The organism is Acinetobacter sp. AG1 (assembly GCF_001005525.1).
Taxonomy (GTDB): Bacteria; Pseudomonadota; Gammaproteobacteria; order Pseudomonadales; family Moraxellaceae; genus Acinetobacter; species Acinetobacter modestus.
Genome location: NZ_LBMZ01000075.1, coordinates 1 through 15,268 on the forward strand (window position 1 = coordinate 1; position 15,268 = coordinate 15,268).

At 37.4% G+C, this 15,268-nt stretch carries 12 protein-coding genes; 8 read left to right on the forward strand and 4 right to left on the reverse strand.

Features of this window, described 5'->3' with window-relative positions; all coding sequences use genetic code 11:
- Positions 1-167: 167 nt before the first annotated feature.
- Together clpB and AAV96_RS01855 are read left to right on the forward strand one after the other, a co-directional pair.
- Positions 168-2,747 carry an ATP-dependent chaperone ClpB gene (gene clpB / locus AAV96_RS01850; RefSeq protein WP_046738094.1) on the forward strand — a complete coding sequence of 860 codons (2,580 nt, stop codon included), beginning with the start codon at positions 168-170 and terminating at the stop codon, positions 2,745-2,747.
- A gap of 167 nt (positions 2,748-2,914) precedes the next feature.
- Complete coding sequence (locus AAV96_RS01855) at positions 2,915-3,334, forward strand: hypothetical protein (protein WP_046738095.1); 420 nt, start codon at positions 2,915-2,917, stop codon at positions 3,332-3,334.
- Between the two features lie 16 nt (positions 3,335-3,350).
- Here the strand turns inward: AAV96_RS01855 and rlmKL are convergent, their stop codons facing one another.
- On the reverse strand, positions 3,351-5,555 hold the full coding sequence (gene rlmKL, locus AAV96_RS01860) for a bifunctional 23S rRNA (guanine(2069)-N(7))-methyltransferase RlmK/23S rRNA (guanine(2445)-N(2))-methyltransferase RlmL (protein ID WP_046738096.1): 2,205 nt from the start codon (positions 5,553-5,555) through the stop codon (positions 3,351-3,353).
- A gap of 338 nt (positions 5,556-5,893) precedes the next feature.
- Between rlmKL and AAV96_RS01865 the strand changes: the two genes are divergently transcribed.
- The 4 genes from AAV96_RS01865 (at position 5,894) to AAV96_RS01880 (ending at position 9,560) form a co-directional block, all read left to right on the forward strand.
- Positions 5,894-6,265, forward strand: coding sequence for a hypothetical protein (locus AAV96_RS01865; protein WP_046738097.1), 372 nt, complete (start codon positions 5,894-5,896; stop codon positions 6,263-6,265).
- A 119-nt stretch (positions 6,266-6,384) separates the two neighbouring features.
- Positions 6,385-7,401, forward strand: a complete 1,017-nt coding sequence (locus AAV96_RS01870; RefSeq protein ID WP_004662590.1) for an aspartate carbamoyltransferase catalytic subunit — start codon at positions 6,385-6,387, stop codon at positions 7,399-7,401.
- A 12-nt stretch (positions 7,402-7,413) separates the two neighbouring features.
- A complete protein-coding gene (locus tag AAV96_RS01875; protein WP_046738098.1) occupies positions 7,414-8,646 on the forward strand; it encodes a dihydroorotase in 1,233 nt (410 codons plus the stop codon).
- Between the two features lie 131 nt (positions 8,647-8,777).
- A complete protein-coding gene (locus AAV96_RS01880; protein WP_046738099.1) occupies positions 8,778-9,560 on the forward strand; it encodes a Rossmann-like and DUF2520 domain-containing protein in 783 nt (260 codons plus the stop codon).
- Positions 9,561-9,744: 184 nt separating this feature from the next.
- On the opposite strand, the gene AAV96_RS01885 is transcribed toward AAV96_RS01880, so the two are convergent.
- Entirely contained in the window at positions 9,745-10,104 is a 360-nt protein-coding gene (locus AAV96_RS01885) for a hypothetical protein (RefSeq protein WP_046738100.1), read from the reverse strand.
- 355 nt (positions 10,105-10,459) lie between these two features.
- On the reverse strand, positions 10,460-11,176 hold the full coding sequence (trmB, locus tag AAV96_RS01890; protein WP_004662584.1) for a tRNA (guanosine(46)-N7)-methyltransferase TrmB: 717 nt from the start codon (positions 11,174-11,176) through the stop codon (positions 10,460-10,462).
- A gap of 184 nt (positions 11,177-11,360) precedes the next feature.
- On the opposite strand from trmB, the gene AAV96_RS01895 reads away from it, so the two are divergent.
- Positions 11,361-13,823 (forward strand): ExeM/NucH family extracellular endonuclease, encoded by a 2,463-nt coding sequence (locus tag AAV96_RS01895; RefSeq protein WP_046738101.1) that lies wholly within the window; start codon positions 11,361-11,363, stop codon positions 13,821-13,823.
- Positions 13,824-14,061: 238 nt separating this feature from the next.
- Complete coding sequence (locus AAV96_RS01900) at positions 14,062-14,673, forward strand: glutathione binding-like protein (protein ID WP_046738102.1); 612 nt, start codon at positions 14,062-14,064, stop codon at positions 14,671-14,673.
- A gap of 54 nt (positions 14,674-14,727) precedes the next feature.
- Here the strand turns inward: AAV96_RS01900 and AAV96_RS01905 are convergent, their stop codons facing one another.
- Positions 14,728-15,072: a hypothetical protein gene (locus AAV96_RS01905; RefSeq protein ID WP_005216629.1), complete on the reverse strand. Its 345-nt coding sequence runs from the start codon at positions 15,070-15,072 to the stop codon at positions 14,728-14,730.
- Between the last annotated feature and the right edge of the window lie 196 nt (positions 15,073-15,268).

A 15,268-nucleotide genomic window follows, 5' to 3' on the forward strand; every position in this document is an offset into this window, starting at 1 on the left:
ATACAAAATATGCCTGAAATAGATTGTTTATATACCCATATTATTACTGAGTTTTATAAAGTTTAATTTGTACAAAATGTTGAAAAATATATAAATTTTATTTGAAATTTTAAAAAGTGTTCCCATCTTAGTGATAAGTTAAAAATTTGTTGTGAGGAATAACAAGAATGCGTTTTGAAAAATTTACGAACCGTCTACAGCAAGCTCTCTCAGATGCACAATCATTAGCAATGGGTAAAGACCATACTTCTATTGCGGGTATTCATATTCTATCGACTTTGCTAGAAGAGCCTGCCAATTTAAGTTTGTTGCAGCAATCAGGTGCACGCTTGCCAGAGTTGAAACAAAAGTTAGAACAAGCGATAAGAAATGCACCGACTTTATCAAATCCAACAGGAGATATTAATCTTAATCCTGAAGCGGTAAAGATTTTAAATTTAGCTGATCGTTATGCGCAAAAAGCCGGTGATGAATTTTTATCAACGGATTGGGTGTTGTTAAGTTTAGCGGAAACGGGTGAAACTAAAACTATATTAAATAGTGCTGGGGTAACACCAGATAGTTTACGCAAAGTAATTGAAAATATTCGAGGAAATGACAAAGTCATGAGCAATAATCATGAAGATCAACGCGATTCATTGAATAAATATACCATTGATTTAACAGAGCGTGCTTTGGCAGGTAAACTGGATCCTGTAATTGGTCGTGATGATGAAATACGTCGCACAATACAGGTTTTATCACGCCGAACTAAAAATAACCCAGTCTTGATTGGTGAACCTGGCGTGGGTAAAACTGCGATTGTTGAAGGTCTAGCGCAACGAATTATTAATGGTGAAGTTCCTGAAAGTTTAAAAAGTAAACGAGTATTGTCTTTGGATCTGGGTTCGTTGCTTGCAGGTGCTAAATATCGCGGTGAGTTCGAAGAGCGTTTGAAAGCCGTTCTGAATGATCTTGCAAAACAAGAAGGTGAAGTCATCCTATTTATTGATGAATTACACACACTTGTAGGTGCAGGAAAAGGTGATGGTGCAATGGATGCTGGTAATATGTTGAAACCTGCTTTAGCACGTGGTGAGTTGCGTTGTGTTGGAGCAACAACTTTAGATGAATATCGTCAATATATTGAGAAAGATGCTGCCCTAGAACGTCGTTTCCAAAAAGTATTAGTTGATGAACCAAGTGTGGAAGATACCATTGCGATTTTGCGTGGTTTAAAAGAGAAATATGCAACGCATCATGGCGTTCAAATTTTAGACTCAGCAATTATTGCAGCTGCAAAAATGTCGCATCGTTATATCACGGATCGTCAATTGCCAGATAAAGCCATTGATTTAATTGATGAAGCTGCTTCACGTATTAAAATGGAGATCGACTCTAAACCCGAAGCTTTAGATAAACTTGATCGTCGTTTAATCCAGTTGAAAATGCAATTGGAAGCAGTGAAGAAAGACGAGGATGTTGGTAGTAAAGCTGAAGTGAATCATCTTGAACAGCAAATTGCTGAAAAGCAAAAAGAATATAATGATCTAGAGGAGATTTGGAAAGCTGAGAAGACACTCGTTGAGGGTGATAAGAAAGCTCAAGTTGAATTGGATCAAGCACGTGTTGCTTTAGAAAAAGCAAAACGTGAAGGTGATTTGGCTGAAGCAGCGCGTTTACAATATGGCGTGATTCCTGAGTTGCAGAAACGCTTGGAACAAGCGGAAGTCGCTGAGGACAATGAAGAACCGAAGTTAATTCGTACCAAAGTGACTGAAAATGAAATTGCTGAAGTAGTGAGTGCGGCAACAGGCATTCCTGTGGCGAAAATGCTACAAGGTGAACGTGAAAAACTACTGAATATGGAAGAGTTTTTACATAACCGTGTAGTCGGGCAACATGAAGCTGTGGTTGCAGTTTCCAATGCAGTCCGTCGTTCACGTGCAGGTCTATCTGATCCGAATCGTCCGAGTGGATCATTCTTATTCCTTGGACCGACAGGTGTAGGTAAAACTGAGTTAACTAAAGCATTAGCAAACTTCTTGTTTGATAGTGATGATGCCATGATTCGTATCGATATGTCTGAATTTATGGAAAAGCATTCTGTCAGCCGTTTAGTGGGTGCTCCTCCGGGATATGTCGGTTATGAAGAAGGCGGCGTTTTAACAGAAGCTGTTCGTCGTAAGCCATACAGTGTGGTGTTATTTGACGAAGTGGAAAAAGCTCATCCAGATGTATTCAATATCCTGTTACAGGTATTGGATGATGGTCGCTTAACTGATTCTCAAGGTCGTGTTATTGATTTTAAAAATACAGTCATTGTGATGACATCTAACCTAGGTTCACAAGATGTACGTGAATTAGGTGAAGGTGCAACTGATGAGGAAGTTCGAACAGTGGTAATGAGTGCTGTAACTCAGCATTTCCGTCCAGAGTTCATTAACCGTATTGATGAATTAGTCATTTTCCATTCGTTGAAGAAAGCTCAAATACGTGGTATCGCGGATATTCAATTGAATCGTTTACGTTCACGTCTGAGCGAACGAGATATGGCCTTAACTGTTGATGATAGTGCATTTGATCTATTGATTGATGCTGGTTTTGATCCAATCTATGGCGCACGACCACTAAAACGTGCAATACAGCAACAAGTTGAAAATAACTTGGCACAGAAAATCTTATCTGGTGAATTCCAGCCAGGAGATAATATTTTGATTAAAGGTGATAGTGGTCAGCTTGTGTTTGATAAAATGAAACTTAGCTAAATCTAATTTGAATGATTGGCTAAAAAGATGGTGATGAAAATCACCATCTTTTTTTATATCAGTGCAATTTATCTGATTTCTTAAGGAATATTACCAATGACATTGCGATTTTATGAAAAGCTTGGTAGTTTCGGAATAAATAAGAAAAAAATTCAGGATGAATTAAAATGGAGAATAAGCAGCATTATTACACTTATATTGGTGTAATTATGTTCATAACAGCATTTCCAATCGTAGCTTGGGCTGTGCAACCGATGACAGAGGGATCTTTAGCATTACAAACAGGTGCATTAAATAGATCCTTACCTAATATTATTGAAAAAGCTCAACGAGATGCAATGAAGCCAGAGGAAGAACGTTGGCGTTCTCAACGCATATTGAGTGACCGTAATTTGCGTGAAATAAGGATCAGTATGCTTGCTGAAGGAGTTTTATCACCTTATGAAGAACAAAAGAAAACGTCTGTAATGGATGTGCGGGAAAAGAAGAAAGCAAGTATGAAGCCCCATGATGAGGCTCCAGATAACTTCATGATTTATGAGTTTGATTCTCCTAATGTAAAAAGAACCAAAGTCACATTTAAATAATGAGAAAAATCATTCCTTAAATTTGATTATGTTGGATTTTCCAAGCACGATGAATTTTCTGATTACGTTTAAAGTCTAGGCCTATCGTTTCAGAAGTAATTTCTTCAACTTGATACATTGCTTCGATTTCTTCATCTAACTCAAACCCACGATAGTTATTTGAGAAGTACAAAGTACCATCACTAGTTAAACGGTTCATTGCACGTTTAAGCAGAGAAACATGGTCGCGCTGTACATCAAATGTACCATAAAACTTTTTCGAGTTAGAGAAAGTTGGAGGGTCAATGAAGATGAGATCGTATTGTTCATGGCCTTCTTTTAACCACTCAAAGCAATCGCTCGAAAAGAACATATGTTGTTCATCAGCATGATCTACCGTTAAACCATTCAATACAAAATTTTCTTTTGACCAATTCAGATAAGTATTTGATAGGTCGACACTCGTGGTACTTGCTGCACCGCCAAGTGCTGCATGTAAGCTAGCAGTTGAGGTATAGCTATAAAGATTAAGAAAGTGTTTGCCACGTGCTTCTTTTGCAATTCTTAGACGAATTTGACGGTGATCTAAGAATAAACCAGTATCTAAATAGTCTGTTAAATTGACGAGAATTTTAGCTTTGCCTTCTTGCACAATAAAACGTTTAGACGCAGTGCTTTGTTTTTCATATTGATTTGTTCCCGTTTGCTTTGCACGGGTTTTGATAAAAATTGCATCACGATTTAAGCCTGTTACTGCACGAATGGCAGCTAAACCCAAATTAAAACGTTTTTTTGCTTTTTCAGGATCAATCGTTTTTGGTGGTGCGTATTCCTGAACATGCAAACGATCTCCATATAAATCGACGGCAATGTTAAAATCAGGTAAATCGGCATCATACAAACGTAAGCAAAAAATATTTTCTTTCACAGCCCATTTTTTTAAGGCCTGCATATTTTTTTGCAAACGGTTGGTAAAGTCTTCCGCACCTTCAATTTTTTCAAATTGCTGAGGTTGCCACGTCGCTAAGAATGGTTGAACTACGGCTGCAGGTTTTACTGTGCCGAAACGGATATAAATTGGAAGTTTACCATTCATCAAACGTAAAGTTTGAGGTTCGGTGATGGTCAGTACATCTGCTTGTTCAATTTGTGCTGCAATCACGGCAACAGGCTGATTTGGAAAATTCTTCTGTAATAATCCTGATAGACCTAAATAGAATGATCGACTAGAGGCTTTATCACCTAAACGTTCCCCATAAGGAGGGTTGGTGACAACAAAGGCTTTTTTACCTTCAGCATGGAAATCATCCCAATCTGCTAAAGTCCGCTCTTCAATTTGAATTTGATCAAGTATTTTTTCAAAACCTGCTGCAATGATGTTTTGGCGAGTGGCTTTAACCGCTTCCCAATCCGCATCGTAGGCATAAAACTTAGGTAGAGGTTGCTCTAAAGCCTTTGCATGACGTTCTGCTGCTTCTGCTTTAAGTGATAACCACAATTCACGATCATGTCCATGCCAACCATTGAAGCCAAAGCGACGTACTAAGCCTGGTGCACGATCAGTTAAAATCATTAATGATTCAATAATGAATGTTCCTGAACCACACATTGGGTCAAGAATTAAATCAGGTTGCAGTTGTTGTAATTGTGCTTTTTGTAAGATTGCCGCTGCAAGATTTTCTTTGATAGGTGCATCCGTCATAAAGTGACGGTAGCCACGTTTATGTAAAGAATCACCTGATAAATCTAGGCAGTAAGTATGCTCGGTTTTACCAGCTAATACATAAAGTGTAATTTCGGGCTGTTTAATATCAATACTTGGGCGTTTACCAACCGCCTCCATAAATGAATCAACTACACCATCTTTAACTCGTAGTGTAGCGAATTGTGTATTGACTTTAATTTCGCGTTCTACATGTAGGCGAACAGCAAAGGTACTTTGTGGCGCAAAAACAAGAGACCAATCAAAGCTAATCGCACCCTCGTAGAGTTCTTCTGCAACATCACGTGCATCATGTGTGAATTCAAGTTCATGGGTATGAATTGGTAACAGTACACGGGAGGCCAAACGAGACCACATACAAACGCGATAGGCATTCTCAAGTGTGCCTTTAAATATTAAACGTCCAGCAAAACGTTGGATATTTTGAATGCCTAAATTTTCAAGTTCTTGTTGTAATAAGGTTTCAAGCCCGTCAGCACAGGTCACCCAATAGTCTGTTAGACGTGGTTTAGCGTTCATTCAAATTTCCAAAACATTTTTAGCAATCGACTATTTTAACTGATTTTGGAAGAGAAATACGGTTTTTCTTTTTGTGTTTAGCCTTAGCATGTCCCATAGATTAATTCTAATTTGTGGTCTAAGGTATGTTGTGAAGCTCTTTGGGTTAGTAATAGTGTATTACTTATTTAGATTGAATCACTTCTTTGCTTTAAATTTTCAGCATATGATTTTTTACTTATCAGATAAGTTCACCATGTCATAAAATAATTTTTATTTGTTTTTAATGGTTGGTACATATTTTGCTTTTCTAAAACTGAATTATCAAGAAACACTTCTCCCAACGATGTGAGGACGTTATGAAAGCAAATATGAACCATGAACTTGTACTAAATGCCGAAGCCTTTTCTGTTGCAACTCAAATGTACGTGCGATTAAGACGAGTGTCTGGTCGAGTTATTGATGTTATGTATTTAGTCCACGATAAAGATTATGCAAAGTATGTCGTAGAAATCGCATTAGCAACTGAAGATACAGAGTTAGAACGTTATGCTGCACGCTTAGGTTCTTTAATTGATTTATACCCTGAGCCAATTTTGGCCCTAGATGAAGCTAAAGATGATTCAATCAATACGATTATTGATGATTTGGATACATATTCCTCAGAAGTAACTGATGAAGAAATTTACAAAGCGCAAGTTGCTCATCACTATATTGGTGCATTACGTTAATTCATTATGTTGCAACTCCCTAATTAATTGCAACATAATGGTGAAAAGTTGTTCTGCGAAAGTAGAGAAATTGGGCTACACTATGCAAGTTTTGGTGATTCGACCTATAGGAATCTTTTATGCATATTGCAGCCCTGCATCAACCAAGTCAGGTTCAATTGAATCAACAAGGAAATTTAAAGCACTTCTTAACCATTGAGGGTCTTTCTAAAGAAAGCCTAACCAAGATTTTAGATACCGCACAAAGTTTTTTAGACGATAATAATAATTTGATTAACCGTCCGTTATTAGAAGGGCTGACGGTAATGAATCTTTTCTTCGAAAACTCTACTCGAACTCGCACTACATTTGAGGCAGCTGCAAAACGTTTGTCTGCAAATGTTCTGAATATCGATATTGCACGTTCAAGTACCTCTAAAGGCGAAACCTTACGTGATACGCTTTGGAATTTGGAAGCGATGGCTGCGGATATTTTCGTAGTTCGTCATTCATCTTCTGGGGCAGCGCATTTTATTGCCAAGGATGTTTGTCCTAAAGTTGCAATTATCAATGCAGGGGATGGACGCCACGCGCATCCGACTCAAGCAATGTTAGACATGTTGACTATTCGCCGTGAAACTAAAAAGCCATTTGAAGCGCTCAGTGTTGCTATTATTGGTGATATTAAGCATTCACGTGTAGCACGTTCCAATGTGGCTGCTTTACAAACGTTAGGTTGCAAAGATATTCGCGTGATTGCACCAAATACGCTGTTACCAGTTGGTTTTAATGAATACGGCGAAAATGTACGCCTGTTTAATAAAATGGATGCAGGCGTGACAGACTGTGATGTGATTATTGCATTGCGAATTCAAAATGAGCGTATTGATTCACCTGCATTATCTTCACAATCTGAATTTTACAAAATGTATGGTCTAAATAAAGAGCGCTTAGCACTCGCTAAACCTGATTGTATAGTTATGCATCCTGGTCCAATGAACCGTGGTGTTGAAATTGATTCAAGCGTTGCCGATGGTGATCAATCTGTCATTTTGAAGCAAGTCACTAATGGGATTGCGGTTCGTATGGCAGTGTTGGCACTTGCGATGCAAGGGCAGTTACAAGAACAAGGTTTAATTGAAGCGATTGCACTTTAAAGGATAGATCACATGAGTATTGTAAAAATTGAAAATGTCCGTGTGCTCGATCCAATTCAAAAAACTGATCAAGTTCAAACGGTTTATATTAAGAATGGTAAATTGGTTGATAGCGCAGATCCAGTTGATGAAACGATTGACGGTCAAGGTAAATGGTTAATGCCAACCATGGTTGACTTGTGCGCACGCTTACGTGAGCCAGGGCAACAACAACATGGGACATTAAAGTCAGAAGGTAAAGCTGCGCGTGCGAATGGTATTTTGCATGTTATTACTCCACCAGACTCAAAGCCAATCGTACAAGATAATGGCGCACTTATTCATGGTCTGATTGAAAAGGCACAATTAGATGGTGGTATTTATCTACATATTATCGGTGCACAAACTCAAGGTTTGAATGGGAAGCAGCCGGCTAATATGGCAGGTTTAAAGAAAGGTGGTTGTACTGCTGTTTCTAATGCCAATGCAGCATTTGAAAATGATGATGTTGTAATTCGTACTCTTGAGTATGCTGCTGGTTTGGATTTGACTGTGGTCTTTTATGCTGAAGAGCCACAGCTTGCAAAAGATGGTTGTGCACACGAAGGTTTTATCGCTTCTCGTCAAGGCTTACCAATGATTCCTGCGATTGCGGAAACAGTTGCAATTGCTAAATACCTTTTGATGATTGAAGCAACAGGCGTGAAAGCACATTTTGGTTTATTGTCTTGTGGTGCGTCAGTTGATTTGATTCGCGCAGCTAAAGCCAAAGGTTTACCAGTCACTGCGGATGTTGCGATGCACCAATTACATTTGACTGAACAACTCACTGATGGTTTTAACTCACTTGCGCATGTTCGCCCACCATTACGTTCTGAGCAAGATAAAGCATTGTTACGTCAAGGTGTGAAAGAAGGTGTGATTGATGCAATTTGTACTCATCATGAACCGTTAAGTAGCTCAGCGAAAATGGCACCTTTTGCAGAAACGCAACCAGGAATAACGGCTTTTGATACTTATGTAGCTTTGGGTGTGCAACTGATTCAAGAAGGTCTGTTTGAACCATTAGAATGGGTTGAAAAAGTGACTTCAATTCCCGCGCAAGTTGCAAATATGACTGAACGTTGGCAGCAAGAAGCAGGTTGGGTGTTGGTTGATCCAGAACTAGAGTGGGTAGTATCAAAAGAGACAATTTTATCTCAAGGTAAAAATACACCTTTGCTAGGCCAGACCTTGAAAGGTAAAGCGGTACAGACATTCATCTAAACTTTGTTTCTGAGCAGAATAGGTTTTGTGACTTATTCTGCTTAACTTTTTAGTAAGTTAATTTATTATTAGAAATTTTCCGTAAATAATTTAATAATGGATAGTTTTGCTTGTATATAGGTCGAATAAAAATGAGAATTACATTTATTGGTGCAGGGCGCGTTGCTTATCATTTAGCAAAAGTACTACATCCTGATCACCAGATTGTACAAGTTTTTAGTCGTGATTTAGAAAAAGCAAATCGTTTAGCATCTTTAGTTGAAGCCACTGGGATTAATCATTTTGATCAATTAAACCCCAATACTGATCTCGTTATTATTGCTATATCTGACCAATCCATACCTGATGTTATTCAGGAAATTAATCATTATTTGCAGCAAGCATTAATTGTTCATACCTCAGGAAGTACCAGTTTAGAGGTGCTTTCAACAGTACATGAGAGATCTGGCGTATTTTATCCCTTACAAACTTTTAGTCATGAGCGTGCGATTGATTGGGCAGAAACACCTATGTTTGTCGAGGCAGTTCGGCACAATGACCTGGAGTTGCTCGCTTCATTAGCGCATAGTCTGACTCCGAAGGTTTATCAATATAGTTCTCAACAACGCCAGACATTACACATGGCTGCTGTTTTTGCATGTAATTTTAGCAATTACTGTTATGATCTTTCTAAACAAATTGTTGATGAGCAACAGGTTGATTTTTCTTTACTTTATCCATTGATTTTAGAAACTGCTCAAAAAGTAACGATCAATAATCCTAAAGAAATGCAAACAGGTCCTGCAATGCGTGGTGATGAAAATATTTTAAAAATGCATCAACAGTTATTAGAAAAGAATTTAGGAAGCGATCTTGTTGATGTTTATAAACTTTTAAGTGAAAGTATTATGAAACGACATTTACACGAAAAATAATGATAGGGAAACCATTTCATTTTATTTGTGATGGACAAAATTTGAATGATTTTTAATATCAAAAGATGTTAGAACATCATGTAGTTGTATTTTAGAAAATCGAGCGATTATTTGTAAATATATTGAGCTGATACAATTTTTTAAATATCAGCTTAGAAAGAATGTAAATGTGCCTTAAGCTTAATCAATTTTTCTGTTTAAAACGATGTTTACATTTGAGGCAAAGATAGTCTTGGAAAATATTCTTGTCGATCGCCACACCTGCTTTTTTCCCAAAAATATTACCCACGATTCCTCCAGTAATTCCGACACTAATTGCACCTACAAATGTTCCAATAGTCCCACCCACAATTACACCTAATGGACCTGCTACAGTACCAATTGTTGCACCAACTGATGCACCTGTTGCAGCTCCACCCACTGTTCCAGCAGTAGTTCCAGCCGCAGTCATTAGAACTCCGCCTGTTGTTTTTAGTAATTTGTTATGATCACGTACTTCGATTTCTGTAGAACCACATTTGGGGCATTGCAGTGTTTTTTCCATAAAACCAACCTATCTTCATCATTGAGTTAAATCATTACAGTGAATAGCACTCATTGTTTATGAAATGATAATTTATTAATGGTATATAAAAATTATCTATCTCTCATTTTAACTAAATATGAGTAAAAAATATTTATAGATCATGTAAATAGAAGAACTTAAATTTGATTCTATAAAGTGAGTTCGATAATAACGGTTTTAGAGATATAGTTTTTATCGTATATGCACATCAGAGAGCATTCAGTTTTTTGTTCTTTTAAGATTTGAAAAAATTAATATGAGTAAGCCAATAAGAGATAAATAGCATTAAATAAATAATATTTAATGCTATTTGTATTTGAAATTTTAAGAGTCACTACTTAATTTTTTTAAAAATAAAGTCATTGATCTTGTGACCAGATTCAAGTCCGCGACGCTCAAATTTGGTTACTGGACGCCATTCAGGGCGAGGGTAACTATTACCTTTACCTGCTAAATTTTCCATATCTGGACGATTATCTAAAATATCAAGCATCCATTCTGCGTATGGCTCCCAATCAGTAGCAGCATGGAAGGTACCTCCAAGCTCTAACTTCTGTTCAACCAATTGCATACGCTCATGAATCACAAAGCGGCGTTTAAAGTGGCGCTTCTTCTGCCATGGATCTGGGAAGTACAGTTGCACACAGTTAATGCTGTTATCAGGCATTTCACGTAATACTTGAATCGCATCTGCATCAAGTACAAATAAGTTCTTCAAGCCAGCCATACCAGCTTCATACACGCATTGTGCAATTCCCGGTACATGTACTTCGATTCCGACAAAATTACGTTCAGGATTGGCTTTTGCCATGAGTACCAAAGAACGCCCCATACCAAAGCCAATTTCAACAGTTAAAGGTCGTTCAGGATGTTCAAAGTGTTGACGTAAATCACCGACGGGGTATTCCAAAATTAAATCACGATAATCTTCTAAAGCAGTCCGTTGTGATGTATTAAGCGGAGCTGAACGACGCATAAACGTCACAATTTCACGGTGCTCAGGCAAATTGTCGAGTTCCGTAATTTGCGTTTCTAACTGATCGTTTGACATGATTCTGGAGATATAAATATAGAAATGCCGTATTTTAAGTGTTCATCAGGTCAAGTCAAATCTTTAAATGATTTTATTTGATCATTTGTTTTTCCAAACGATCAAAAACTTGTAAAAAAATCTTCATGTTGTTGTCACAGAGATTGAATAGCCTAATGTCGATTTAAACATTAAGTAAAAATTTATGAAAAATTTTAAATTCCATTCGATTGCAATTTGTTTAGGCTTATTGGGGGCTTCTTCGGTATTTTCTGTGGCACATGCCCAGTTGATGTTTAGCCAATATATTGATGGTAGTAATAATAAAAAAGGATTAGAAATTTATAATCCAGATCAAACAGCCGTTAATTTAGCTGATTATGAGATTCAACAGTTTAATAATGGTGGTACATCTAAGCCATTTGTCTATCCTTTAGTCGGAAACCTTCCGAGTAAGGGGCGCTTTTTAGTTGGACATACTGCCTTACAAACTGAGTTAGGGGATAAGGTCAATCAAGTCGCTGCACTTTCGTTTAATGGTGATGATGCCATTTTATTGGTTTATAAAGGCAAAGTGGTAGATCGTTTTGGAAGATTGGGTGAGCAACCAGCTTCTGGTGGCTGGGGCACAACAACAATTAGTAAAGCGAATAGTTTTACTCGCTTGCAAACGGTAAATCCTGTCACTGAGGTTGATCCTAAAACCATATTTGATCTTGATAATTCTTGGCGTGCATGGAAGGATCGTAATGATTTTTCAAATCTAACAGGCTCAACAACACCTCCTATTAATGAAATAGTAAGTTGCTCAAGTACGGATACCGCGATTGCAGATTTAAATAATAAAGCAACTCAAGGGCAAAACTATACGCTCCGTGGTGTGATCACTGCTGATTATCGTTATGAAAATGGTTTCTCTGGTTTTTATATTCAAACTGTTGATAGCAAAGCTAAACCAAACGTGAGTAATGCGATTTTTGTTTATATTCCAGCAAGTAGCTCTGTTAAAGGCGGGCAAGTTGGGGATGAAGTGATCTTACGAGGACGTTTGACTGCGTATCAAAATCAATTACAGATTGATCAGTTACAGCAAGATATTTTGACCTGTAATAGCAATATGGCAAGTCAGGTACAGCCAAAAAGTGTTGATTTACCGTTTAATAGTTTGACTGAATTAACTGCAAATTCACCGCAACTTTATCAAGGGATGTTGGTAAAACTACCACAAACTTTAACCATCAGTGAAAATTATAACTATGGTCGCTTTGGTGAGCTGTCACTGAGTAAGGAGCGATTATTTATTCCAACAAACTTATATCCACCTTTATCTGCTGAGGCAAAAGTATTAGCACAGAAGAACTTATTATCGAAGATTATTTTAGATGATGGTTATAACAATCAAAACAGAACGCCTTGGTTGCCGCAGAGCTTCAGTGCAACAAATAGTTTGCGCTCTGGTGATCAACTTAAGAACATTGAAGGGATTTTAGAATATCGTTTTAATGGTTGGCGCATTCAGCCTATTCAGGGGCGTAGTCTCCCAGAATTAATCACTAAAACCCCGTCAAGACCAAATGTCTCCACTAAAGATACGCAGTTGATTCGTGCAGCAGCTTTTAATGTCTTAAATTATGACAATGGCAAAACAGGATTTCCTACTGAGCGTGGTGCATCTAGTCAATCTGAATTTGATAAACAGCATCTGAAAATTATTAAAGCTTTAAAAGCAATTGATGCCGATGTATACGGTTTGATGGAAATTACAAACAATGGCTATGATAAAAATAGTGCAATTGCATATTTAACCCAAGCTTTAGGCGCTGATTGGAAATATGTAGTTCCTGAAAATCAGGATCGTTTAGGAACAGATGTGATTGCTGTTGCTATTATTTATAACAGCAAACGTGTAAAACCTGTGAACAAGCCAGTTGTACTTGATTTAGGTGATAAGAATAGATCGACGATTGCGCAAACTTTCCAACCGATTTCTGGAAAGCAAATGTTCACGATTATTCCTAATCACTTGAAATCTAAAGGATGTACAGGTGTTGATACGAATACAACAGATGCTGATCAAAAGGATGGGCAGGGTTGTTGGAACCCAACACGTGTGAAAGCTGTTGAACAGCTCGTTCAATGGATGGCAAAAAATCCAACTCAGGTAGAAAAGCCAAACATCTTAGTTTTAGGGGATATGAATAGTTATGCCAAAGAAGATCCGATTCAGGTGTTTGAAAAGGCAAATTACAAAGTTCTATTAAATGACAAAGTTGTAGGGCAAGGTGAGCAGGCTTATAGCTATGTATTTGGTGTATCAAGTAATGCGGAAGGCTATGGCGGCGCAGGCAATTTAGATCACGCAATTGCAGATGCAAATTTATATAGTAAAGTAAAAAAAGCATTTACTTGGCATATCAATGCAGATGAACCAACAGTCTTAGATTACAACGAAGAATATAAAACCGATGCACAAAAAGCATTATTTTTCTCAGAAGATGCTTATCGCTCTTCAGATCATGATCCTGTAATTGTTGATCTTGATATGAGTGATGCCGAGAATAAACCTTCACCGTCAAATACTTCATCGGGGAGTTTTGGATGGTTATCGATCTTAGGTCTTTTGGGTCTTGCAAGTTTTTCCAAGCGCTCAAGAAAAGATAAAGTGTGATATATGCAAAAAGAGGAGGATAGAAGTAATCTATTCTCCTCAAAAAAATGATCTATTTGAGCAGGATATATACGATGATAATAAAAAGTTGACATAAGACTACTTGCAAAATCATGTAATTTAACTAATAGTCAGATCATTCAGTATTTTTTACTTTTTTGACAAATTTGTGGAAACACATTTTGCAAATTAAGGTAAAGCATTTTAGAACATAAGAGTTAGATAACAAGGATCAATTATGAAGTTGTATTATTCACCTGGTGCTTGCTCATTGGCAGCACATATTATTTTAAATGAAATAAATGTAGATTTTGATTTAGAACGCGTTGATCTAAAAACACATAAAACCTCGAAAGGGGTAGATTATTATGAAATTAACCCGAAAGGTTATGTTCCAGCTTTAGAGATTAATCCTGGTTTAATCTTAACTGAGAACGTTGCAATTTTACCGTTTCTGGCACAACACGATCCTAAACAGGATTTAATCCCACCATCGGGCATGGGGCGTGCCAAAGTCCTTGAATGGTTAGGTTATTTAAATTCTGAGTTACATGATGCTTATGCAGTTTTCTTTGGTGGTAAGTTAACTGATGATGAAAAAACCAAAGCATATGCTGAAGTAGACCGTTTACTGAAATATATCGACAATTATTTAGCTGAATCAGAATATGATTATTTAGTAGATGATAATTTTGGTCCAGCAGATGCGTATTTATTTGTACTTACAAATTGGTCAAATCATATTGAACACGATTTAACACCATATATTCATATTATCGCTTTGCGTAATAAAGTAGCTGAACGTCAGTCGGTACAAATTGCAATGCGTGATGAAGGATTACTCGGTTAGTTTTCTTTGCATTAAAAAAGCCTCTGTGATAGAGGCTTTTTTATGATCAACAGATTATTGTTGAGCTTTTTGTTTTACATCAGCAGCGCCGTTTTCAACTGCACCAGCAACTTTAGCAGTTGCATCACGTGCAGCGGCTTCAGTTTTTGCAGCAGCTTCAGCAGTTGCAGTCGCAGTATGATCAGCAGCAGCATCAATTTGATCAGCAGCAGTATCTACTGCAGTAGCAACGTTGCTCGCTGCAGAATCAGCAGCATTTTTCACATCAGCACTCGCTTGATCAGCGGCATGTTCTAAGTGTTCGCCAGTAGTTGCCCCAGTTTCAGGCGCTTTATCTTTATTACAGCCTACAAGTGCAACAGTAGCAGCGAGACCTAATGCAACAAGTAATTTATTCATTTTCATGTTTCCTTTTCTTTGTGGCATCCAATAGGTATGGATAGCGAAAATATAAACATAAACTGTATGAATAATAAAGTTGAAAATTTGTTGATAACTTGTAAAAACACGCACTTACATTTTTGAAATGTAAATGCGTGCACATATTTTTAGATTATTTTACACACCAGAACGAATCATATAATCAAAAGCTGAT

Bases quoted from the DNA above. Each gene is read 5' to 3' on its own strand.
- clpB (WP_046738094.1), top strand. From the start codon at position 168: ATGCGTTTTGAAAAATTTACGAACCGTCTACAGCAAGCTCTCTCAGAT.
- AAV96_RS01855 (WP_046738095.1), top strand. From the start codon at position 2,915: ATGGAGAATAAGCAGCATTATTACACTTATATTGGTGTAATTATGTTC.
- rlmKL (WP_046738096.1), bottom strand. From the start codon at position 5,555: ATGAACGCTAAACCACGTCTAACAGACTATTGGGTGACCTGTGCTGAC.
- AAV96_RS01865 (WP_046738097.1), top strand. From the start codon at position 5,894: ATGAAAGCAAATATGAACCATGAACTTGTACTAAATGCCGAAGCCTTT.
- AAV96_RS01870 (WP_004662590.1), top strand. From the start codon at position 6,385: ATGCATATTGCAGCCCTGCATCAACCAAGTCAGGTTCAATTGAATCAA.
- AAV96_RS01875 (WP_046738098.1), top strand. From the start codon at position 7,414: ATGAGTATTGTAAAAATTGAAAATGTCCGTGTGCTCGATCCAATTCAA.
- AAV96_RS01880 (WP_046738099.1), top strand. From the start codon at position 8,778: ATGAGAATTACATTTATTGGTGCAGGGCGCGTTGCTTATCATTTAGCA.
- AAV96_RS01885 (WP_046738100.1), bottom strand. From the start codon at position 10,104: ATGGAAAAAACACTGCAATGCCCCAAATGTGGTTCTACAGAAATCGAA.
- trmB (WP_004662584.1), bottom strand. From the start codon at position 11,176: ATGTCAAACGATCAGTTAGAAACGCAAATTACGGAACTCGACAATTTG.
- AAV96_RS01895 (WP_046738101.1), top strand. From the start codon at position 11,361: ATGAAAAATTTTAAATTCCATTCGATTGCAATTTGTTTAGGCTTATTG.
- AAV96_RS01900 (WP_046738102.1), top strand. From the start codon at position 14,062: ATGAAGTTGTATTATTCACCTGGTGCTTGCTCATTGGCAGCACATATT.
- AAV96_RS01905 (WP_005216629.1), bottom strand. From the start codon at position 15,072: ATGAATAAATTACTTGTTGCATTAGGTCTCGCTGCTACTGTTGCACTT.